This window comes from Parageobacillus thermoglucosidasius (assembly GCF_001295365.1).
In the GTDB taxonomy this organism is placed as follows: Bacteria; Bacillota; Bacilli; order Bacillales; family Anoxybacillaceae; genus Parageobacillus; species Parageobacillus thermoglucosidasius.
The window spans coordinates 225,816-248,543 of the sequence record NZ_CP012712.1; the positions used below are offsets into that span (position 1 = coordinate 225,816).

At 44.7% G+C, this 22,728-nt stretch carries 17 protein-coding genes; 6 read left to right on the plus strand and 11 right to left on the minus strand.

The genetic code is table 11. The features are described from left to right. Window positions 1–35 precede the first annotated feature (35 nt). The 5 genes from AOT13_RS01195 to AOT13_RS01215 form a co-directional block, all read right to left on the minus strand. Window positions 36–743: a ComF family protein gene (locus AOT13_RS01195; RefSeq protein ID WP_013399953.1), complete on the minus strand. Its 708-nt coding sequence runs from the start codon at window positions 741–743 to the stop codon at window positions 36–38. Then, window positions 740–2,236 (minus strand): ATP-dependent helicase ComFA, encoded by a 1,497-nt coding sequence (locus AOT13_RS01200; protein WP_042384697.1) that lies wholly within the window; start codon window positions 2,234–2,236, stop codon window positions 740–742. Before AOT13_RS01200 ends, AOT13_RS01195 begins: the two co-directional genes overlap by 4 nt. Window positions 2,237–2,505: 269 nt before the next feature. Beyond that, window positions 2,506–3,351 (minus strand): DegV family protein, encoded by an 846-nt coding sequence (locus AOT13_RS01205; RefSeq protein ID WP_003247938.1) that lies wholly within the window; start codon window positions 3,349–3,351, stop codon window positions 2,506–2,508. A 101-nt stretch (window positions 3,352–3,452) separates the two neighbouring features. After that, the gene (locus tag AOT13_RS01210) at window positions 3,453–4,133 is read right to left on the minus strand and encodes a response regulator (protein ID WP_003247936.1); all 681 of its coding nucleotides are present in this window, start codon (window positions 4,131–4,133) and stop codon (window positions 3,453–3,455) included. 32 nt (window positions 4,134–4,165) lie between these two features. After that, a complete protein-coding gene (locus AOT13_RS01215) occupies window positions 4,166–5,311 on the minus strand; it encodes a sensor histidine kinase (RefSeq protein ID WP_013876204.1) in 1,146 nt (381 codons plus the stop codon). Window positions 5,312–5,536: 225 nt separating this feature from the next. On the opposite strand from AOT13_RS01215, the gene AOT13_RS01220 reads away from it, so the two are divergent. Together AOT13_RS01220 and AOT13_RS01225 are read left to right on the plus strand one after the other, a co-directional pair. Further along, the gene (locus AOT13_RS01220; protein ID WP_003247931.1) at window positions 5,537–6,172 is read left to right on the plus strand and encodes a YigZ family protein; all 636 of its coding nucleotides are present in this window, start codon (window positions 5,537–5,539) and stop codon (window positions 6,170–6,172) included. 27 nt (window positions 6,173–6,199) lie between these two features. Then, on the plus strand, window positions 6,200–7,177 hold the full coding sequence (locus tag AOT13_RS01225; protein WP_013876202.1) for an LCP family protein: 978 nt from the start codon (window positions 6,200–6,202) through the stop codon (window positions 7,175–7,177). 105 nt (window positions 7,178–7,282) lie between these two features. Here the strand turns inward: AOT13_RS01225 and AOT13_RS01230 are convergent, their stop codons facing one another. From AOT13_RS01230 to AOT13_RS01255, 6 genes are all read right to left on the minus strand, one after another. Continuing rightward, window positions 7,283–8,350, minus strand: a complete 1,068-nt coding sequence (locus tag AOT13_RS01230; protein WP_042384644.1) for a glycosyltransferase family 4 protein — start codon at window positions 8,348–8,350, stop codon at window positions 7,283–7,285. Window positions 8,351–8,659: 309 nt separating this feature from the next. Continuing rightward, window positions 8,660–10,165 (minus strand): murein biosynthesis integral membrane protein MurJ, encoded by a 1,506-nt coding sequence (gene murJ / locus AOT13_RS01235; RefSeq protein WP_042384699.1) that lies wholly within the window; start codon window positions 10,163–10,165, stop codon window positions 8,660–8,662. A 64-nt stretch (window positions 10,166–10,229) separates the two neighbouring features. Then, entirely contained in the window at window positions 10,230–11,324 is a 1,095-nt protein-coding gene (locus AOT13_RS01240; protein WP_232511552.1) for a glycosyltransferase, read from the minus strand. Next, a complete protein-coding gene (locus tag AOT13_RS01245; protein ID WP_013399948.1) occupies window positions 11,314–12,468 on the minus strand; it encodes a polysaccharide pyruvyl transferase family protein in 1,155 nt (384 codons plus the stop codon). Before AOT13_RS01245 ends, AOT13_RS01240 begins: the two co-directional genes overlap by 11 nt. Window positions 12,469–12,639: 171 nt before the next feature. Then, window positions 12,640–14,187 carry an N-acetylmuramoyl-L-alanine amidase gene (locus AOT13_RS01250; RefSeq protein ID WP_042384701.1) on the minus strand — a complete coding sequence of 516 codons (1,548 nt, stop codon included), beginning with the start codon at window positions 14,185–14,187 and terminating at the stop codon, window positions 12,640–12,642. A 157-nt stretch (window positions 14,188–14,344) separates the two neighbouring features. Then, window positions 14,345–16,639 carry a S8 family peptidase gene (locus tag AOT13_RS01255; protein ID WP_042384646.1) on the minus strand — a complete coding sequence of 765 codons (2,295 nt, stop codon included), beginning with the start codon at window positions 16,637–16,639 and terminating at the stop codon, window positions 14,345–14,347. Window positions 16,640–17,108: 469 nt separating this feature from the next. On the opposite strand from AOT13_RS01255, the gene AOT13_RS01265 reads away from it, so the two are divergent. The 4 genes from AOT13_RS01265 to AOT13_RS01285 all read left to right on the plus strand — a co-directional run bounded on the left by AOT13_RS01265 (window position 17,109) and on the right by AOT13_RS01285 (window position 22,299). Then, window positions 17,109–18,059, plus strand: a complete 951-nt coding sequence (locus AOT13_RS01265; protein ID WP_003247916.1) for a DPM/DPG synthase family glycosyltransferase — start codon at window positions 17,109–17,111, stop codon at window positions 18,057–18,059. A gap of 104 nt (window positions 18,060–18,163) precedes the next feature. After that, window positions 18,164–18,511 carry an EamA family transporter gene (locus tag AOT13_RS01270; RefSeq protein ID WP_013399944.1) on the plus strand — a complete coding sequence of 116 codons (348 nt, stop codon included), beginning with the start codon at window positions 18,164–18,166 and terminating at the stop codon, window positions 18,509–18,511. Beyond that, window positions 18,471–18,833, plus strand: a complete 363-nt coding sequence (locus tag AOT13_RS01275) for an EamA family transporter (protein WP_232511553.1) — start codon at window positions 18,471–18,473, stop codon at window positions 18,831–18,833. The genes AOT13_RS01270 and AOT13_RS01275 overlap by 41 nt, the downstream gene beginning before the upstream one ends. Before the next feature lie 496 nt (window positions 18,834–19,329). After that, window positions 19,330–22,299, plus strand: a complete 2,970-nt coding sequence (locus AOT13_RS01285) for an SH3 domain-containing protein (RefSeq protein ID WP_042384652.1) — start codon at window positions 19,330–19,332, stop codon at window positions 22,297–22,299. The last annotated feature ends 429 nt before the right edge of the window (window positions 22,300–22,728 follow it).

A 22,728-nucleotide genomic window follows, 5' to 3' on the forward strand; every position in this document is an offset into this window, starting at 1 on the left:
TACTATTCTTAATATCGGCATGTTGCCCGGCAATATTAACCTCTTGCCAATGTTAACGAAGAAACAGAGGCAGCGCCAGCCTTAAGCAACACCTTCGCCGCATGCCTTAATGTCGTCCCTGTCGTATAAATGTCGTCGATTAACACAATCGGTTTGCCCTGCAAAGATGTTTGTTCCGACAGGCGAAAAACGTTTTCGGTCCGCAGCCGCTCAAGGCGCGACTTTTTGGACTGTTTTTCCAAATGGCGGCGGCAAAGCAGCTCATGAATAGGGAGGGCAAGCAGCTCGGCGAGCGCCTTTGCCTGGTTAAAGCCGCGTTCGAACAGGCGCTCGGCGCTGAGAGGAACAGGGACGATCAGAAAGGTATTGTCAAAATGGCGGTAAAACTCGCGGCAAAATTCGTCCTGAAACGCTTGGACCACCGCGTAGTCGCCGCGAAATTTCCAAAGCGCAACCACTTCCTTCATAAAATCATTGTACATATACACTGAGCGGTTTTTCGTTAACACATCTTTCCATTCATCGTCTGCTTGCCAGCGGATGCAATCAGCGCATAGCCTCTTTTGTTGATGCGATGGTTTAAGGCCCGCGGAAGGCCGGCCGCAAATATCGCAAATGTCTCCGGCAATTTTCAGCAAAGCATTGCGGCATTTCGCACAGAGGCAGTCCGCTTTTTTTAACGTCAAAAAATGCTGCCAGCTTGTGATTGGATTGTACGGCGTGTGGCAAAGCAAACAATTCATTGCGTCCTCAATAGCCCCCTTTCCGCTGCTTCCTTATTCATTCTTTCAATCTGCCGCTTCGCTGCCACCATTCCTCTCGTCTTTCCATAATGGAAAAAGCGGATATCGCCGTCTGGATGCTGGACGCTGCGGCCGACGCGGCCGGCAATTTGCACGAGCGCGCTTTCCGTAAAAATATCGTCTTCGGCGCCAAGCACGGCGACATCGATGTTTGGGACGGTCACGCCGCGCTCTAAAATGGTCGTAGTGACAAGAAGCGGAATGCGCCCGTCGCGAAACGCCTGCACTTTCTCGGCGCGCTCCGGGTCTTCCGCGTGGACGCCTTCAACCCGCTCATGCCATTGTTTAACTATGTGTACGACTTGTTCGAGCACATCAATCTGGGGGACGAATAAAAACGCTTGTTTTTTTGTTTCCATGCGGGATAGGACCCATGCCGCCACATTGCGGGGAAGGCGCCCGCGCTTCAGCTGCCTGCGCCAGTTGCCGCACCATTCGAACGACGGCACAGGGAGGGGAAAACCGTGGTAGCGGGCGGGAATGGTGACGGCTTTCCGTTTGCCGCGCCTGATGTCCCGCTGCCACGCCGGATGAGGGGTCGCGGTTAAATAAATCAGGCTGGACTCTGCTTTGCGCGCTTTGGCGGCGGCATACTCAAGCATTGGCTCAACAGAGTACGGAAAAGCATCCACTTCATCAATCACCATCACGTCAAAGGCGCGGTAAAACCGTAAAAGCTGGTGGGTGGTGGAAATAACAAGAGGGGCGGATTTGCCGCGGTCTTCGCTGCCGCCGTACAAGGCAATGAGGGGAACACCCGGAAACACCAGCCGCAAGCGGGGAGCAAGCTCGCGCACGACATCGGTTCTTGGCGTGGCGATGCATACGCGTTTTCCCATTTCCAGCGCCCGTGCGATTCCTTGGAACAGCACCTCTGTCTTGCCTGCCCCGCACACCGCCCAGACAGTCAATTCGCTGTTCTGGGCGATCGCGTCTTCGACCGCACCGGCGGCCCGCTGCTGTCCTTTGGATAACGTTCCATTCCATGAAAGCGGGGAAAGATAGCGTGGCTGCGGAAAAGAAAAGCGGGAGGCAACAAGCGGCGTGCATTCGCTGACACGGCCCATCATGATGCATTTGCGGCAATACGTACAAACAGTATGGCAGCGTGCGCAAGGAAACGAGGCGAAAAAACGGCCATCCTCGTTTCCGCATCTTATGCAGCGCCATCCATGTTTTGTTTTTACAATCCCTTTTTCATAGAAAAGATAGCCATGTTCATAATGTGTTTGAATGAGGTGGAGAGAAAAGGGAAGTTCTTCAAGAAGAAGCTGTCTTCCTTCCAAAAAGGAAAGGAGTTCCGGGGAATACGGAAATCCGGGAGTTGGCTGGAGCGAAGATGTGAAATCAATATGGCTGATCGGTTTGGCATTTTTACCGGTTTTGGCCAGCGCTTCAGGGATAAGCCTTCCTTTGTCCACGATAAAACGCATACATTTCCTCCTTTTCCCATTGTTTATCCCTGCCATATCAATGAAAGGTGCGCTTTGGTCCAGCAGAAAGAACATAAAGCCGCATTCAGGACTTCTTGCTGCTGGACCAAAGGATATTTCGCCGCTAAGTCCAGCGGGCTTGGAACGCGGAAGCCAAAATCGCTGCCGTTTAAGATCTGGTCCTTTGTTAAGTTTCCCGTTTCTTTTGCACATCAAGGCAGCGGCGAGAGCAAAGCCTTCTTTTCCAAAGCCCTGCGTCATCCGCAGCATTACGGCTGATACCACGTTAGCCCTAACGCGCCCTCACCAAGGTGGGTGGCGATGACAGGGCCGAAATAGCTAATGGAAAACTCGACGTTCGGATAAAGGCTCGATAATTGCTGTTTCCATTGTTCTGCCTCATCCGGGCGGTTGGCGTGAATGATCGCCGCTTTTAACGGCACGCCTTTTGCCGCGTCTTCTGCCAGCAGTTCTTCAATCCGCTTGATTGCTTTTTTGCGCGTGCGGATTTTTTCAAACGGAACGATTACTTTATTTTCAAAGTGAAGCAGCGGCTTAATTTGCAGCAGCCCGCCGATAAACGCCTGCGCGCCTGTCAACCTTCCGCCGCGCTGCAAATGCGCCAAATCGTCCACCATAAAGTAGGCGCGCAGCGTTTTTTTCATTTCATCGATTCGCGCGATGATTTCCTCCGGCGTTTTTCCGTCAAGCGCCATCTTCGCCGCTTCAATCGCGTAAAACCCTTGCGCCATGCAGCTGATTTCCGAATCATACGCATATACGTTCAGGCCATCGACCATATTTCCTGCCGTCAGCGCTCCTTGGTATGTCCCGCTGATGCCGCTCGAGAGATGGATGCTGATGACCGCATCATATCCTTCCTCACGGAGGGATGTAAACAGCTCAACAAACTCGCCAACCGCTGGCTGGGAAGTCGTCGGCAGTTCTTTATGCTGCTTTATTTTTTCGAAAAATTGTTCCGCACTGATATCGACTTCCTCGCGGTACGTTTCCCCGCCAAACGCGACGCTCAGCGGAATCATGCGAATCCTCAACCGGTCGCGCACATCTTTTGGAATGTACGCGGTGCTATCCGTTACAATTGCTGTTTTCATCGTCCATACCTTCCTTACCGTTTTTGTTACCTATTGTAGCGGAAAATGAAACGAATTTCATTATCATTAACCCGATAAGCACTTGGTCCTTTCCGGCGAAACTAGCGGACTTCGACCCAGCCGTTTTTGATGGCGACAATGACCGCTTGTGTCCGGTCATTCACGTTCAGTTTTTGCAAAATATTGCTGACATGGTTTTTCACTGTTTTTTCGCTAATGTAAAGCGCCTCGCCGATGCCGCGGTTGCTTTTTCCGTCTGCTAACAGCTGCAACACTTCACATTCGCGCCGCGTTAGCAAATGAAGCGGCCAGCGGGCTTCCCGCTTCCCTTCTCCTTCCTTTTCGTTTTTTCCAGCCGACAGCCGGCGGTATTCGCGAATTAAATTATGCGTTATCTTCGGATGCAAATAGGAGCCGCCTTCTGCGACGATTTTCACCGCTTCAATTAATGTATCTGCATCCATGTCTTTTAATAAATAGCCGGTAGCGCCCATTTGCAGTGCGCGCATCACATAGTTTTCGTCATCATGAATCGAAAGAACGACAATTTTCGTGTCAGGATACATTTCCACCAGCTGTCTCGTTGCCTCAACTCCATTGGTGTTTGGCATATTAATATCCATGATGACAATGTCAGGACGGTGTTGTTCGACAATCGCGAGCGCTTCGCTTCCGTCTGCTCCCTCGGCGACCACCTCAAACTCTTCTTCAAATTCTAAAATCCGCTTCATCCCTTCCCGAAACAATTGATGATCGTCAATGATAGCAATGCGTGTTTTCACAATGCCTCTCCTCCTTTTTTAGTTTATTGTGGTTATATGTTCAATGGAATGCGAATGAAAATGGTTGTGCCGGCCCCGATCTTTGAGCGAATCGTTAACGTGCCTTCCAATAAGTCAACCCGTTCTTTCATCCCCATTAACCCAAAAGCATTTTCTTTTTTCACCGTTGTGTCAAACCCTTTTCCGTCATCTTTCACCATCACAAGCAGCTGGCCGCTGCACATTTCCGTTTTCACTTCAATTTTCGTTGCTTCAGCATGTTTCAGGGCATTTTGCACCGCTTCTTGAACGAGGCGAAACACCGCGACTTCCAAACGGGGCGGAAGTCTCATTTCTTTCCCGATATGGACAAATGAGATATCGATTCCTTTACTATAGTCTTCGACTGTCTGCAAGTATTTTCTTAGTGTAGGAACTAATCCTAAATCGTCAAGCGCCATTGGTCTTAAATCATAAATAATTCTTCGCACTTCGTAAAGAGCTGAACGGACCATTTTTTTAAAATCGCGGATCTCCGAAATAGCCGCTTCGATCCCGCGGTCTTTTAACACTTTTTCCATTAAATCGGAACGAATAATCACATGCGCGAGCGTTTGCGCCGGGCCGTCGTGAATTTCCCGCGACAGCCGTTTGCGTTCTTCTTCTTGTGCTTCAATAATTTTTAAGCCAAATTCTTGCTTCCGTCTCGCTCCTTCAATAAATTCACCAACTTGCCGGAAATCGCTGGTCAAATAATTAAGAACAACCGTCACTTGCCCGACTAAATGATCAGCTCGTTCGATCGTTTCTTTCAGCCCGATTAAACGCCGCTCCAGCTCATCCCGGCGCAACCGCAACTGCTTTTCCCTTTCCCGGACCATCGCCAGCTCCATGTGCAATTCATGCGCTTTTTCATACGCCTCGCGGATTTCATTTTCTGAATGTGACGCGAAATTCCGGCTCACCTCCGAAAGGCGCTGGCGGGAGCGCCGTGTTTGCACTTCAAGCTTGTCCGCCTCCTCGATCGTCCTGTGGATCGCTGCCTTTACCTCTGCCAGTTCTTTGACCATCCATTCGTATTCTTGGCGCGACTGTTCGCCAATCCGGAAAATTTCATCCTTGCTATGTTGAACGGTGTCGATCATTTTTTCGACAATTTTATCCAATTCTTTCACATTCAAGTTTTTATTTGCCGACATACAACATCCTCCGTAAACGCATTACTGCGCTGCTTTCCCATTCACACACAGATACCAAAAAAATTTATTTGAAGGAAAAAAGTTGTCGATTTATAATAAAAAAAGCATCTACTAACAAATTCACCCTTTTGCCTACTACTAAAATAGTATAACATGTTTTTTGGTAAAAACCTTGTCTGATTTTTTATCCAGACCCGTTTTCGTTGCAGCGAGGTGATTTTTGTTTTGTTGCAAAAATACTATACAGTAAAAGGATATGGCGAAAATGAAATCGTCATTGAAAAATCCCGCTTTATTTGCTATATCAACCGAGCGACGACAGAAGAAGAAGCAGTCCAGTTTATCCAGCAAATAAAAAAAAAGCATTGGGACGCGACTCATAATTGTTCTGCCTACATCATCGGCGAGCACGATCAAATCCAAAAAGCGAACGATGACGGGGAACCGAGCGGCACTGCCGGCATCCCGATGCTGGAAGTGCTGAAGAAAAAAGGGCTGAAAGATACCGTCGCTGTGGTCACTCGCTATTTTGGCGGCATTAAACTTGGGGCAGGCGGCCTTGTGCGCGCATACGGAAAATCGGTGTCAGAAGGGCTGAAAGCAGCCGGCATCGTCGAACGCCGCCTAACGCGCGTCATGCATGTCACCATCGATTACACATGGCTTGGAAAAGTGGAAAATGAATTGCGCTCTTCTGACTATACTATAAAAGACATCCATTACTCCGAAAATGTTGAGATGGAAATTTTTGTTGAGGAAACAGAAAAGCAAACATTTGTCGACTGGATGACGGAGCTGACAAACGGAAGGGCAGAAATAAGAGAAGGAGAAACAGAATATCTCGAAATAGACGTCCCTTAATCAAAACGATAAAAAGGAGTCATTATCATGGTAGATGAAAGAACGACAATAAATGGACGAAAGCGATACAAAAAGAAAAAAAAGAAAAAGCGAAGAAGACGCATTTTATTCGTGCTGTTTATGCTCAGCTTATTATTGTTAGTCAGTTCTTTAGGATATGCTTCATTTTTGCTGCATAAGGCCGAATCGGTGATGAACAAGTCATATGAAATGCTCAGATATGATAACGCCGAGTCTCTTGACCCAAAAAAGGATAATTTTTCTGTGCTGTTTATTGGCGTCGATGACAGCCGCACGCGCAATTTCCAAAAAGATACCAGGTCTGATGCGCTGATTCTCGCCACATTTAACGCGAAAGACCAATCTGTGAAAATGGTGAGCATTCCGCGCGACTCATACGTATATATTCCATGTGAGGACAAATATGATAAAATTACGCACGCACATGCTTATGGAGGCGTAAAGTGCACCGTTGAAACAGTCGAAAATTTATTTGATATCCACATCAATTATTACGTCAAAATGAATTTCTATGCCTTCATGGATGTCGTCGATGCGTTGGGCGGAATCGAAGTTGAAGTGCCTTATAACATTAAAGAAAAAGATTCAGAAGACCATCATAACGCCATTGTCCTGAAAAAAGGGCTTCAAAAGTTAAACGGTGAAGAAGCGCTCGCCCTTGCGAGAACGCGAAAGAAAGATAACGACATCGAACGCGGGAAACGCCAGCAAGAAATTTTAAAAGCGATTTTGAAGAAAGCGAGCCAGGCGAGTTCCATTACAAAATACGACGATGTCATCGAAGCGGTCGGAAACAACATGAAAACAAACTTTACGTTTGACCAGATAAAATCTCTTGTCTATTATGTCGTAAGCAACAAAAATCTCTCGATTGAATCACTCCATCTCACCGGAACAGACAGCAATGACGGAGTTTATTACTACATGTTAGATGAACAGTCTGTTCAAGAAATCAGTGAAACGCTCCAAAATCATTTGCGGTGACCATGCGGGCGCCGGAAACGGCATCTCACAGCATCTTGGGAATAAAAAAACGCAAAAAATATCAATAAAAAAAGCCATCTGGGTAAAGAAAACCAGACGGCTTTTTTAATTTTGCTTTCCACCGGCATAGCGAATAACTCGCATAATTTTTAAAATCGGGCGATAATTGCTGTCAACGAGGCCAATTTTTTCTGCCACCAATTCAAGAGCAAGCAAAACAACGGCAAGTATAATCATTGACACCCAAACAGCAGCCTGCGATAAAATAATCGCTATAAGTCCAAACAAGGCGCTCATACCATAAATAATAAGGACCGTTTGCCGATGGCTATATCCAAGCCGGAGCAAACAATGATGCAAATGCGATTTGTCTGGCGCAGATAAAGGCTGCTTTTTGACGATTCGGCGAATGATGGCGAAAAATGTGTCTGAAATCGGCACTCCTAAAATTAGTACAGGAATGACAAATGAGATGAATGTAACGTTTTTAAAGCCGAGCAACGCCAAGACCGAAATCATATACCCTAAAAATAAAGCTCCTGTATCGCCCATAAAAATTTTCGCTGGATGGAAATTATATAATAAAAATCCTAACGTGCTTCCAAGCATAATGATCCCTACCGAGGAAACGAACCAGTCGCCCATAATGATGGCCATTCCAGAAATAGTAATTAAGGCAATCGCAGACACTCCCGCGGCTAGTCCATCAAGCCCATCGATTAAGTTGATGGCATTGGTAATCCCCACAATCCAAATAATGGAGATTGGGATGCTCAATATTCCAAAGTGCAGCTCTCCTCCAAACGGCAGGTTGATAAAGGTGACTTGCAGCCCTCCAATGACCACCACAATAAATGCGGCGATCAGCTGGCCGAAAAATTTTATTTTTGCCGGAAGTTCATAAATGTCATCAAGAACACCGATAACAACGATAACAAAGCTTCCAAGCAAAATATACATCCAGTCTTCGTTCCATGGGCGCAAAATCGCATAACCGATCAAAAAGCTGATATATATCGCTAAACCGCCTAAACGCGGCATTATTTTCTGGTGCACTTTCCGGTAGTTTGGCTTATCAGTCGCTCCAACAGCAAACGCTAATTTTTTAACAATTGGAGTCAAAACGACTGAACAGACAAAACATATAAGCAGCGTCATCCATAAATATAACATGGGGAAAACTCCTCCCTTAAGTTCTAGGATAACCACTCATTCCACTTCTAACTCGAATCGGTTATTTCCATTTTTTTAAATCCGTTTCCAGACAATTTCAGCACTTTAATCCCACAGCGTTGATTATAACATATTAACTCTATTACATAAATAACAAAATTACTCAAAATCTATTAATCTCCCCTTCATATTTATTCGAACAAATGCATTTTTTCTGTACGTCAACGATCTGCATCGCGCCTTAATTATGGCGTAAACCTTCTTAAGTTCAACGGGACGTCTCTTCGATAGAACCAAAAAAACGGCTGCCTATTTCATCATCGGCAGCCGTTGAAAAGACATCAAGCGGAATGATTTCAGCAAAAGAAGAGAAACGAGAACAAACGTGAGACCTCCTATAAAAATATTGGCAATATGATGGTGAAAATCGATATATTTATGAATTATTGCCGCGGCAATCGTTGCACAAAGAGCATACAAGATTAGCCGAAGCCACTGTGCTTCTTTTTCCGGTTGAAGGCGCAACTGCACGACGCTTGCAATAGCCAGCATGAGAAATTGGACAATGGCGCTAACCGTCGTTCCCCATGCCACAGCATCCGCCCCATATTTTCCGATGAACAGCTTAATAATCAAAATATTGACGCCAAATACGGAAATCATTCCAGTCGCTACAGGAACAAATGATTTCTCCATCGCATAAAAAAACCGTGTAATAAACAGATTGGCAGCTTGGGCAAACATCCCAATGATGAAAATTTTCAGCATCATCGCCGTCATTTTTGTCGATTGCGCTGTAAATGATCCATATTCAAAAATCAGCTTCACCATTTCTTCGGCGTAAAAATAAACAAAAACCGAAACAGGAACAATAATCATGAACAGCGATTTCAGCCCGCGGAAAAATATCGATGAAATGCCGCCATAATCCTTCTCCGCTGTTTTTTTGGCAAGCATTGGGTAGATCACTGTCGTTACGCTAGTCATTAAAATCACTTGCGGCAACTGGACAAATTTCAAAGCATAATTTAAAGCCGCCACATACCCGGCCTCAAGCTGTGAGGCAAACATGCGCTGAATAAAAATATATAATTGCAGCGTCGCGCCGCCAAACAAGACGGGTACCGCAATTTTTAACATTCTGGCGATGTACTCCGGTTCCGTCGTCACCAATTGAAACTGAAAGCGGTGCAAGTTATTTTTCCGCAGCTGAACAAACAAAATCAGCAGCATCACCGCGGCGCTCGCCACCGCCCCCCATCCATATGCATAAATACCGCAAAAAGGATAAAGCAGCACGACCAGCAGCACAAACATTCCGTTATTCACCAATGCCGCAACGGCAGCGCCATAAAATTGATCTTGCGCGTTTAAAATGCCAGAAAACCACATTGAAAAAACAAGAAATAGCGCAGAAGGGGCTGTAATCATAAAAAGCTGCGACGTCATCATCAACTGTGAACCGGCGAGGCCGGAAAAAAAGAATGCGACAATTGGTTTTGCAAACACCATTAATCCTGCTGTGATCAATAATAAGAAAATCAGCATATACGTAAATACGGTATTGTGAAAGCGCTGCTTCTCTATATCGTTTGCCATTTTGCTAAAGATACTAATATAGGCGGTCGTAACCGCCCCGCCAAGCACTAAATACAAAAAGTTCGGAATGGTATAGGCCAAAACAACACTGTCTGCCAATGAGGACGTGCCAAAATGATATCCAATCATCACTTCACGCACAAACCCGAAAAACCGCGACAATATGTTAATAACCGTTACGACACCAATGATTTGAAACAGACGTTTTCTGTTCACATCCTCACCTGCTATACTGCCAATTTTCTTTTCGTTCAGAATCAGCATTCACCATACATACTACTTAAACACGGTCATAAAGCTGGAGAATTTGGTCAATGATTCTCTCTTGATCATTTTCTTGGGCGCGCGCCTCGCCCTTTTGAACTAGCTGTTTGCGAAGAGCCGCATCATCAAGCAATTTTTTCATTCCCTCGAACAAGGAATCTGGATTGCCTGGCTCCACAAGCACACCCGCCCCGTCACCAAGCAGATAAGCCAGTCCGCCAACACGGCTTCCGACAACAGGCGTATGGCAAGACATCGCCTCTAACGCCACCAATCCAAATCCTTCTAAATGAGACGGCAACACAAACATCTCTGCAGCGGCCATCCACACCGCTACATCTTTCTGTTGCATCGCGTCCAATATATGTACATCATTGATTTCCGCTTCCTTCACGCGATGAATGAGTTCATGATAAAAGGCGTTATCCTTCTTAGCGCCAATCAGATAAAGCGAGACGGAAGGGTATTCCTTTTTCAGTTTCGAAAATGCTTCCACCAATTCGATTAGTCCTTTTTGGCGAATAATATTTCCCACAAATAAAATTGGAATCTCATGTTCGCCGATCCCGCAGCGCTTTCTCGCTTCCTCTTTGTCAAGCGGCTGAAATATGCGGCGGTTAACGCCCATGTTAATCACAGAGACGTTTTCCTCAGGAACACCAAATTCATTGCGAATCTGCTCAGCGAGTTTGTGCCCCACCGCGATGACATGGTCCGCCTCCCGCAAAATGGTCGTTGTCCACTGCCGAATCCTTCCGCTTTTGTTGGCCATTCGGTCAATATCCCCGCCATGAGCAGTCACAACCAGCTTTGCCTTCCACCATTTTTTATACCATAATCCTAGCATTCCTGTCGGAAAAACGTAATGAGCATGAACCACATCGTAATTCCGCCCTTTTGTCACACAATGAATCAATGTTCGAAGAAGCCACAAAATATATTTCGTTAGGACGTTTACTTTATCTGTGCGCGGATTCGTTACAGCAATAACATCCACATGCAGCCCGCGGCCGCGAAGAGCTTCCACTTGATTTTTCACAAAAATGCCAAATGACTTTGCCGTTTCTGTTGGATACATGTTGCTCAGCACTAATATCTTTTTACCGGACATGTTTCTCACCACTTAAGCGCAGCAATTCAATGCCTTCCCCTGCTTTTTCTTTCATTTGTTCAGCGATTTGCCTCGTTTCGCGCTGAATGTCCAGCCATTTTTTCTCCATTTTCTCAACGATCTGCACAATCGAAGCTGGTTCCATTCCTAATGTTTCCACAGAAACATAGCGGTCTGTCTGGCGGATCAATGATAAAAAATGATAAACTTTCGGATGATAACCAATCCCAATGATTGGGGTTCTTGCAACAACCGCCAAAATCAGTGAATGCAGCCGTGTTCCGATCACAAGGTCATGCGAAGCACAAAGACTGACAATATCATTTGGATGCAAGTTTTTATCAATAATTGTGACACGATCGCGATGTTTCATTAATGCGGCAATATCCTTTGTTACTTGCACATCCTGGGGGTATTTCGTTGAAAAAAACGTAACAGCCACGTTCTTTTTCTCAATAAGTTGATCTAAATTTTTCGCCATTCCGGTAACGTAATTGGAGTACTTTTGTTCATTTGAAGTAGGCCAATATTTTCCATTATAATATGGCACAGCGGTAACGGCTACTTTTTGAACGAAATGTGATTCTTGCTTTTCATTCGGAGCAGCTAAATAAAGGGCCGGATCACCGATGACATGTATGTTCCTTTTCACCCCGAGCGCCTGCAACAGCCGTTTCGACTGCTCATCGCGAACGGAAATGCAACAGGCTTTTTGGGACAATTGCTTTATGAAAAAAGCTCCCAGCTTCGTTTCAATCGGCCCCACTCCGACTCCGTAAACAATCACTTTACATCCCGCGTAATGTCCTAGTAATCCAAGGGTAGCGTATAATGGACCGTCCCATTTATACAAATCCATGAGAATCCCGCCGCCGCCCACAATGATGACATCGAGATTTCTCATGATTAAATAATTTTCTTTTAATGTTTTCATGATCGAAAATGGGAGAGGGCCTTTGCGGTGAAAAATAGGAACTGCTCGAACCCCGTATCGTTGCTCTGTGTCCTTGGGATTGTTGCTAAAAACGATAATGTCTTCGTTAGGGATGGACAACTCTTCGATCAACTGTTTTAAAATTCCTGTTAAAATTGCCTCATCTCCGTTGTTATTGTGACCATAGTTTCCAATAATACCTATCTTCATAAAAAACACCTTTTTAAAAATGATTGTCGAAAAATGTTGTGCGTCTCAACTTTATTCATTATACTATTGTTTCCTTATCCGTAAAAGCACTTTTGACCATAACATTATAGCAATTTTTCGATGCAATGAAAAATGAAGGGATGCCCGATTCACCGGGCACCCTTCATCCTGTCATTGGCTGTAGTATTGGACAATGCCGTTATAGATCGATTGCGCAAAAATGTTTTGGTAGTGATCGGAAGTTAATTTTTGGTAATCGCTGCTGTTTGTGATAAAACCAAGCTCTACAAGAACACTTGGCACATTGTTGTTGCGGACGACGTAAAAACCATAGTCTTTCACGCCGCGGTCCTTCATGCCAGCGTTATTGACAATTTGTTGCTGAATGGCCTTTGCCAACAAATAGCTTTCATAGCCGTTCGGATTTTTCGATGTATCATAATAAGTTTCTGTACCGCTCGCAGATGGGCTTGCCGAGTTGACATGGATGCTGACAAACAGTTCCGCATAATTATTTTTTGCAATCTGCACTCGCTCCTCAAGCGTTTTATACACATCGCTTTCTCTCGTCATAATGACTTTCGCCCCGGCGCTTGCAAGCTTCTGTTTCACTTTTTGCGCCACAGACAAAACGATATTCTTTTCGTACGTTTTTCCATTCATCGTTCCCGGATCTGTGCCGCCATGGCCGGCGTCAATCACAATAATGCGCCCTTGCACCGGATTGCCGTTTACATTTTTTAATTTCAAGTAGGTTTTATGTACATATCCTGTTTTGCCATTGTACGAAATTTTCGCCCAATACCCGTTAATCTCTAAAACGTTCACTACCGTTCCATAGGAAAGCTGGCCAATCACCGAAGCGCTGGCGCTTCCAGACGAACGGACATTTAACGTGTCCGCAGTCACTTTCCCCGTTGCAATCACAGAACTATTGACTGGAGAACTATTGACTGGAGAACTATTGACCGGAAGACGGAAATCTTTGTTCAACGCGCGAGCGACAAATGCGGAAAATTGCGCTCTTGATGTGTATGACTCTGGCATAAACTGGTTTTCGCTGCCATTCGAAATTCCATGATAATACAGTTTTACAATGTACGGATAAGCCCAGTAACTTGGACTAATATCGCGGAAAATTTGCTTGTTCCCTACATTCCCAGGTTCTGGTAAATTAAAAGCAAGAGCGATAATTTTGCTCATTTGCGACCGTTTCAAAGGAGCGTCCGGCTGAAACGTCCCATCCGGATATCCTTGAAAAATCCCTTTTTCCACCGCTCTTTCAATCCATCCTGCCGCCCAATGAGAAGGAGGGACATCTTTAAAACGGGCACGGGTTACCGTCTTTTCACTTTGTCCTAACGCTTTAACAATCATTTTTGCTGCCTGCGCTCTCGTTACATTCTCGTTGGGGTGAAACCGCAATACGCCGTTTTCATTATACCCCTGAATAATCGCGCGCCCGTATAAAAACTCAATTTCTTTTTTTGCCCAATGGTCAGCCGGCACATCAGCAAAAATCGTTTTTGCAGTGGAAGCGGCTGAAAAAGAAGCGCTCGCTGATTCCGCGTTAAACGGCGACGGCTGATGGAAATCCTGAATTTTCTGCAAATCGCCTTGGGAAGAAGCGGCAGATGAATTAGTTTCCGCATAAGTTGCCGAAGAGTAGCCAAAGAACATTAACAAACACAACAACAACAACAATCGCAGTGGCTGCAATAACACCTCTCCTTTCATCACCAAAATTTTGGAATAATTGTACCCCCTTTTCTCTATCATTTAATTCTATGAAACTATGTCTAAAATCGCAACCCTAATCCGACAAACTTTTCCAAACAAACGGCATAAAGCTCATCATGCCAAGCAATGATGAGCTTTATTTTTTATCCAACATATATTGATATGTTCTTGCAAGCATTGCCGCAAACTGGGCGCGGGTAAGAAACTCATTTGGGCGGAAATACGGCTGCTTCGTGACAATTCCTTTATCTGCCAGCTGCTGCACCGCATAATAAGCAAAACTCCCATCCATGTCTTTAAACGCATAAGGAGTGCCAGAAAACGAGTCTTCACTTAATTTTAATGCTCTTGCCAGCATCACCGCCATTTGCGCCCTTGTCACAAACCGTTCCGGATAAAAATGTCCATCATCATATCCTTTCACAATGCGCTGGCCATATGCAGCGTAAATCGGCAACGCCCCTGCCAATGTCAACGGCGTATCAAGAAAAGGGGAACGAATTTGCTGCGGCCGCCATTGAAACAGCCGATTCATCATCATCACAGCGTGCCGCCGCGTTAACAGAGCGTTAGGGCGAAATGTATGATCGGTAAAACCGTTAATCCATTTTTCACGGTACGCCGTTTGAATTTCTTCATATGCCCAAAATGAGGATGGGACATCAGAAAAGGAAGCGGATGCGGATGCCGCCGAATTCACCCAGCGCTCATCAAAAGCAGCTACCTTTCCGGTATGATCCGCGCCAACAACCGTCAGCTTTTTCTCATTCCTAGCCGACGGCACATCAGGCAATGCAAAGGAAAGCCATTGATCATCCATGTTTCGTTTTTCTACTAACTGATCATCGATAAACACATACACATCTTTGCCAATCAATCCTTTCGAGATGCCGAGAATCTGTTTTTCTGAAAATGACAGCGGCTGGCCGCTTTTGATCGTCAACCAGTCCACCGCTTCGCTGTACGGAAGCTGAATGGCTTTTGCCGCCTGCACCACGCCATATCCCGAATGAATATCATATCCTTTTTCCTGTATATCCTCCGCTGACTCAAACAGCCGCTTACGGATTTGTATATCGTCCAAGCGCGGATCCGTTGCCTTTAATAACGCCGCCACACCTGACACAAAAGGCGCAGCCATGGAAGTTCCGCTTAACGTCCGATATTCATTATTAATAAAGGTGCTGAGGATATTGTCGCCAGGCGCGCTAATATCCAGTTTCCATCCGTAGTCTGAATAGGAGGCAATTTGATTGTGTTCATCTACCGCCGCAACAGCAATCACTCCTGGATATGACGCAGGATAAACATCCTGTAATGAAATCCCCCAATTGCCTGCCGCTGCTACGACAACAACATGATGTTGAAGCGCATTTTGAACCGCTTGTTCCAAAACAAGCGTCTTTCCTTTCCCCGCCAAGCTTAAATTAATGACATCCGCCCCCATTGATACAGCGTCATTGACAGCTTTGGCAATTTCAAAATCCCCTCCCGTCCCTTCACGATCAAGCACCTTGAAAGGAACAACGTCAACAGGAGCAAATCCCGCTGCCCCGACAATTCCCTCATGATTATTCGCGCAAGCTGCGATAATTCCTGTCACATGCGTGCCGTGCCCATGGTCGTCCAGCGCCAGCCGTCCCGGATGGACATAATCTTTCCCTAAACTATGAAGAACATTTCCGCAAAAGTCTTTATGCAGCGCTGCTCCCGTATCAATCACAGCAACAAGCACATGATTGACCGCTGTCATATTAGTGATAACAGGAGGTTTTTTCCATCCGTTTGCTTGAATATGGATTTGCAGCGTCTTATATGTTTGGTTTTTCGGTAAAAGCACATCTAATGTTGACAAGTTGCCGCTATTTTGCGCGAGCACCTTTCCGTCCTTATCCGTCACTTGAAGTGTCCATGTATTCTCCACATGATCCACCGTGACCGATAACCGGGACAGTTTCATTTCTTCCTCTGACAAAACCGAAAAGCTCAGCATAGGCAATGGCTGACCTTCATATGCCATCACGCCTTGAGCAGTGGCGATTTGTTTTCCTATTAACATATTGCGCTGTTGAAATTTAGAGGCTACGGACAATATATCTATTTTATTGATTCCCCATTGTTGAGAAACAAGAGGGTCATTAAAAAAAGAAGAAGCAAGCGATTTTTGATAATTCGGTTCTACCTTTGAGACGATGGAAAGCTTTTGAATTCCGCCGATTTCCTCTTTAGTAAACAGGGCTTTTACTGCCCATTGCTTTTCTTTCTCCTGATCTTTTACTCTATCTCTGTATTTTTCCATAAATAGCGAATAATCTTTTTCGCTCTGAAAATAAACCACCCATTCAGACAATGACTGACTGTGTACGTCTTTTTCAAACAAGAATATAAAGCCAATTAATAAGCAACACATGAATAACAAAGGATTTCGCACAGCTTCATCTCTTCCTCCTTTCCTTAATTAGTATAGCAAACACCCAAAAAAAAGAGCCGCCTTTTTTACAAGGCGGCCATAGTAAATATCACTCTTTCTTCTAAATATATATAAAGACTCGGTTGGTTGCTGTTTTATTTTAGCAGACATCTTCGCCACCAAGATACAAGTAAATTTTACAAATTTCTTTTGTTGTTTAAATCCGTCAATGATTGCGCTAAAATGATAGAAGTGTGTTACACAATATGGGAAATTCATTAAGAAATGACCGTTTTGCCCTTTGTCCAGCACCATTTCGCTGCTTCATGAAAAGAAAATATTAAGCATTCGATCGCTTCAGAATATGTCCGGGTGAAAACAGAGGATACGGTAGAAAAAAATGAGGAATCAATGATATGCTTGTCCCTGTCCTGTGTTTTTTTGCGATGTGAAAAACGGGCCGATATTTTACGGTAAAGGAGTGAATAGCATGAAGATTGCCGTGCTTATCCCTTGTTACAATGAAGAAAAAACGATTGGCAAAGTCGTTAGCGATTTTAAACGCGAATTGCCAGAAGCAGAAATTTATGTGTATGACAATAATTCAAAGGATAAAACGTCATTCATCGCCGCTGAACATGGCGCCATTGTCCGCAAAGAATTCCGCCAAGGCAAAGGGAACGTCGTCCGGTCCATGTTCCGCGAAATCGACGCTGATATTTATGTCATGGTCGATGGAGACGATACGTACCCTGCTGAATTTGTTCATCAGCTGATTGAGCCAATTAAAAGAGGAGAAGCCAACATGGTGATTGGCGACCGGTTATCCAACGGGACATATTTTCAAGAAAACAAACGCCCGTTTCATAACTTTGGAAACAACCTCGTAAAAAACTTAATCAACTTTTTATACAAAAGCGACATTAAAGATATTATGACAGGCTACCGCGCCTTTGACAAACTATTTGTCAAATCGATGCCCGTTATGAGTCCGGGATTTGAAATCGAAACAGAAATGAGCATCCACGCGCTCGATAAAAAATTTCTTATAAAAGAAGTGGCGATTGATTACCGGGACCGTCCCGAAGGAAGCGAATCGAAGCTTAACACGTTTTCCGACGGGTGGAAAGTGTTAAAAATGATTTTTACCTTATTTAAAGATTATAAGCCGTTCTTGTTCTTTTCATTATGGGCGCTGCTGTTTTTCATTCTTGGACTCGCCGTCGGCATCCCTGTCGTAGTAGAATTTATTCAAACAAAGTTCATTACCCGCGTTCCTTCTGCCATTTTAGCAGTAGGATTAATGATTTTCTCGTTGCTGTCATTTGCCTGCGGACTTATTTTAGACACGGTGGCCGCCGCGCACCGGAAGCAGTATGAACTGGAACTGAACAGAATATATGAACAATTGAGAAAGAGAGAAAGCAATGACGTCTCTTAGCCACGGCGCAGCCGGCTTTACAGCCTGGCTGCGGGCGGCATTCAATGATTTCTTTGCCGTTCCGCAATGTTACATTCACTTTCGGCGAAAGAAAGGGATGCCCAATGAACACGTTTATTCAATCCATTAAGAAAAACAAAATTGGTATCATCCTTATTTTGCTGGCATCTGTAAGCACCGCAAGCGGCCAGATGTTTTGGAAATTATCAGGAGGGCAGTGGAACCGCCACTTAATTTTAGGGTTTCTCTTTTACGGCATCGGCGCCATCCTCATGACCATAGCCTTTCGCTTCGGGAGCCTGTCTGTGCTTCATCCGCTTTTAAGCATGGGGTATGTATTCGCGCTTTTGCTTGGAGTTACTTTTCTCGATGAACACATTACCGCGACGCGGGCAATGGCAGTCGTATTGATTGTCACCGGCGCGGTCCTTATCGGGGGTGGGGACGATTAAATCATTATTGCTGCTTATCTTCATGACATTTCTTGGCGCATTAGGAGGATATTATTTAAAAAAAGCAGCAAGCCAGCGCATCGGATTTCACGTTCCGTTCCTTGCATTTTTTGCCGCTGGCGCACTGCTTTATGGCATCAGTGCGATATTAAACATTATCGTATTGCAGCAACTTCCATATACAGTGGTATTCCCGCTGACATCGATCACATACATTTGGACGTTTCTCTTGTCAGCAATTTTGTTGAAAGAAACGATCACGAGAAAAAAAATCGCCGGAGTGCTGTTCATTATCATCGGTTCTGTTTTCCTTGTGCTGTAATGTTGCGGATCCACCCAAACCCGAATCCATCCCCATATTTTCAACACAGTAGCATATAGGAACATTCCCCTATCGCTCCGGCAGCTTTTTTATGCGATCTTCATCGGATCCTCCGGCAATGCTTCTTAAGCCAACCCAATGGTTGTTTTCATCAATGCCCTTTTTCACCGGCATCATATTTTTTTCATTAAGGCGGCAAGCGCATATCTTGCTGCTTTTCCCTCTTGAATCGTACCGGTCCCCCTGCCTCTCCTGTATCCATACACCGCCGCATAACCGCAAATTCGCAGAATGGCGGTGTCTCGCCAGCACACCCATTATTTATTTCACTACGTTTAAACAAAACTTGAGAAAACGACTGATTCTCTGTTTCGATATCATTCGATATAAAATGCCAAGATCTCTCTATCTTTTTTTAGGGTCATCGAACTATGTCTGCTTGTTGGAAAAAATGATATAATTTGCATTGACAACTTTTTTATGGAGGTGTTTTGAGGTGCGGATAGGAGTACAAATAAGGAAATTTGCAGCTTTGTTATCAGTGTTGATTTTGCTAGTTTCCTATGCCATTTCTCCGGCATATGCCGCTAATGCGTCAGAAAATACGAGCGGACAAGCAACGACGTATGTTCAAATATCAAGCGAATCAGCGCCAGTCAAACAAGCAGAAACAAATCAGCTAGTCGGAGAATTAACGAAAGAAACCATTTTGAAAGCTATAAAACTGGAAAACAACCATGTTTACATTCAGTGGGGAACCGGACTTGCTTATCTTGATGATGCAGATGTGCAAAACGCGGTTCTTTCTGAATCACCAACAAGCTACACATATGAAGAAAAAACGCAATTTTCATATGTGCTGGCGAAAGAAAAAGCCCCTATTCACACACAAAACGGCAAACTAATCGGATATTTAATGCCAGACCAGCCATATCCGGTCTTTCAAGAACTTGATGACGCATTTGAAATCATTATTGGAAACCAGCTTGGATACATAACAAAAGCTCCGTTTGTTTCTGTCATAGATACAAATCATCAAACTGCGGTTGATGCCGATACCGAAGAAACAAAAACCACAAACGCCGCGCCGGAAAACGTCTCAGAGACAAGCCAGACAGAAGTGAAAACAAAACAGCCAGAAACAAATACAACAAACATTCCAGAAACAAACACAACAGCGGTGAATAAAAGCGAAGGCGCTAATCAAACAGGGGCGCGTGCTGCTATTGCATCGACAGCAGAAACGCCATCCTCCCAATTTACGGCAAGCACGAAATATTTTCGCGTTACGGACGAGCAAACAGCCATCTATGACAACAGCACCGGACAGCTTGTGCAGGTCGGCACACTGGAAAAAGGACAAGAGTTTCCAAGAATAAAAGATTATGGTAATTGGCATCAAATTCAATTTGGCACAAAATATGCTTACGTTTGGAAGGGAGCAACGGTTCCTTCAACCGGGAACAGCCCGATGAAAACAGGCAGCAATGCGGGAGGAAGCACGGTATTTACCGCTACGATCGATTTGCCTGTATATGACAATTCAACGGGATCGCTTATTCACATCGCTACGATTAAAAAAGGACAAACCTATCCCGTTATTCGCCAGTTCGGGGAAAACTGGTACGAAGTTTTAATCTCTGGAAGAATCGGTTATGTCCATAAAAACGGTGTACAAATCGCCTTCAAACCTACTGACCGTTACTTCCGCGTCACTGTCGACCAACTAGCGGTCTATGATAATAGCACTGGAAAACTCGTGCAAGTCGGCACGCTCGAAAAAGGACAAGAGTTTCCAAGAATAAAAGATTACGGCAATTGGCATCAAATTCAATTTGGAAAAGGAGTCGCATATGTTTGGAAAGGTTCCACCGAACCTTCCAGCGGTTCTTCCATCCGAAACGCCAATTCGGCTGCGCCAACGGGCATAACTTTTACAACGTTGGTTGATGTTTCAGTATACGATAATTCATCTGGAGCGCTAGTTCCATTCGCTTCGATTAAAAAAGGCGTCAGCTATCCGGTCGTAAAAGAATTGGGGAATTGGTATGGTGTCGGCGTATCGGGACGGATTGGTTATGTCCATAAAAGTGCCGTAAAGATTCCATTCAAAAGCACAGACCGGTATTTTGAAGTGCTTGAAGACCGTCTTCCTGTCTATGACAACAGCACCGGAAAATTAATTGTCGTAGCTTACTTGGAAAAAGGGCAAATATTCCCTCGCCTGCGCGACTACGGAAACTGGCATGAAATCAAATATGGAAAAGGGGTCGCATATGTTTGGAAAGCATCGACAAGACCTCCATTTTCCGTTCAACTAAAAAATGAAAATAAAGGACTCCAGCCAATAGATAAATACTTTCTGGCAAAATCCGACACGCCTGTTTACGAAGATCCAAATAACACAAAAACACAGTTCGCAATCATCAAACAAGGGGAAAGCTATCCAATCATCCGCGAGGAAAACAATTCCGTCGTCATCGACATCGGCGGACGAATCGGTTATGTGTGGAAAGAAGCCATCCAAATTGGTCCGATTATCCGTTACACAACCTATAATTTAACACTAGATGATATGCTGAACATTCAAATGCAGAAAAATCCACAAACCGACTTATATCGGAACAGTCCGTCTTACGTACATTCCAGTTATGTTAAAGTCGATAAACCGGGGACGTTCCCAACAGTCGGAACAGTCACCGCCACTACGTTAAACGTCCGGGAAGGAACAAGCACATCCCACTGGATCGTCGGAACATTAAAAGCCGGAGACATCGTGCAAGTGATCAGGCAAGTGGGAGACTGGTATGAAATTAAGTTTGGGCCTTGGAAAAACGCAAAACCGGAAGATGTCAAAGCCTATCTCGATCCAAGCCGGTTCAGCCGCGACAGCAAAGAATATTTTCAGTTTCTTGTCCTATCAGAAAGCGCCGGCGTGCCATTAAACGAGTTAAATGACAAAATTTTGGCAGGCAAAGGCATCCTCGCTGGAAAAGGGCAAGCATTTATCGAAGCAGGACAAAAATATCACATTAATGAAATTTACCTTATTTCACACGCTCTCCTTGAAACAGGAAACGGCACTTCCCAATTAGCAAATGGCGTGCTGGTAAGTGAAGTGGACGGCAAACCGGTTGAACCAAAAGTAGTTTATAACATGTATGGACTGAATGCTAAAGACAGCTGCCCAATCCGTTGCGGCTCGGAATACGCCTATAAGAAAGGCTGGTTCACTCCGGAAGCAGCGATTATCGGCGGGGCTGAGGACATCGCCAACCGATATATTAACAATCCAACGTATAAGCAGGATACGCTATACAAAATGAGATGGAACCCGGCCAACCCAGGCGTGCATCAATACGCAACCGACATTGGCTGGGCGGTTAAACAAGTGTCCAATATTAGTTCACTGTATGCTTTGTTAGACCGATACACGCTTATTTTTGATGTGCCGGTTTATAAATGAAATAAAACACTCCAAAGCCTTCGCTTTGGAGTGTTTCGTCTTTTTTCGACAATTAATTGCTTTTTTCGACATTAACTTGCTTTGTTCAAAAGCGCGAATTATTGCATCATTATATGTCCATCGTCAGCAAAACGGAATATTTTATGATTATATGGCAATATATTGCTATATAAGAAACAATTACTTGTCGACAAATTTTGTCGAATTTTGTAGAATAAAGTCGCGGTAAGATTTTTGTGGTAAGCCAGTCGCTCTCCTAAGCGTCTGGCTCTTTTTTATTTCCCCGTAAAAAACGCTTATGTCTTTTAAAAAAGAGCATTTTGGATATTGATGCTTCATGATGCATAACAACTTTCAAATCTGCGTTTGCCGCTTCTATCAAAAGCGATGAACGCGGCAAACGATAAAAGCAATCTTTGCGCGGACTCG

What these genes read in the sequence shown, in the direction of transcription:
- AOT13_RS01245 (WP_013399948.1), bottom strand. Translation starts at nt 12,468, where the DNA reads ATGAAGATAGGTATTATTGGAAACTATGGTCACAATAACAACGGAGAT.
- AOT13_RS01195 (WP_013399953.1), bottom strand. Translation starts at nt 743, where the DNA reads ATGAATTGTTTGCTTTGCCACACGCCGTACAATCCAATCACAAGCTGG.
- AOT13_RS01205 (WP_003247938.1), bottom strand. Translation starts at nt 3,351, where the DNA reads ATGAAAACAGCAATTGTAACGGATAGCACCGCGTACATTCCAAAAGAT.
- AOT13_RS01240 (WP_232511552.1), bottom strand. Translation starts at nt 11,324, where the DNA reads ATGTCCGGTAAAAAGATATTAGTGCTGAGCAACATGTATCCAACAGAA.
- AOT13_RS01200 (WP_042384697.1), bottom strand. Translation starts at nt 2,236, where the DNA reads ATGCGTTTTATCGTGGACAAAGGAAGGCTTATCCCTGAAGCGCTGGCC.
- AOT13_RS01215 (WP_013876204.1), bottom strand. Translation starts at nt 5,311, where the DNA reads ATGTCGGCAAATAAAAACTTGAATGTGAAAGAATTGGATAAAATTGTC.
- AOT13_RS01230 (WP_042384644.1), bottom strand. Translation starts at nt 8,350, where the DNA reads ATGTTATATTTATGGATGACGCTGCTTATATGTTTTGTCTGTTCAGTC.
- AOT13_RS01265 (WP_003247916.1), top strand. Translation starts at nt 17,109, where the DNA reads ATGAAGATTGCCGTGCTTATCCCTTGTTACAATGAAGAAAAAACGATT.
- AOT13_RS01225 (WP_013876202.1), top strand. Translation starts at nt 6,200, where the DNA reads ATGGTAGATGAAAGAACGACAATAAATGGACGAAAGCGATACAAAAAG.
- AOT13_RS01270 (WP_013399944.1), top strand. Translation starts at nt 18,164, where the DNA reads ATGAACACGTTTATTCAATCCATTAAGAAAAACAAAATTGGTATCATC.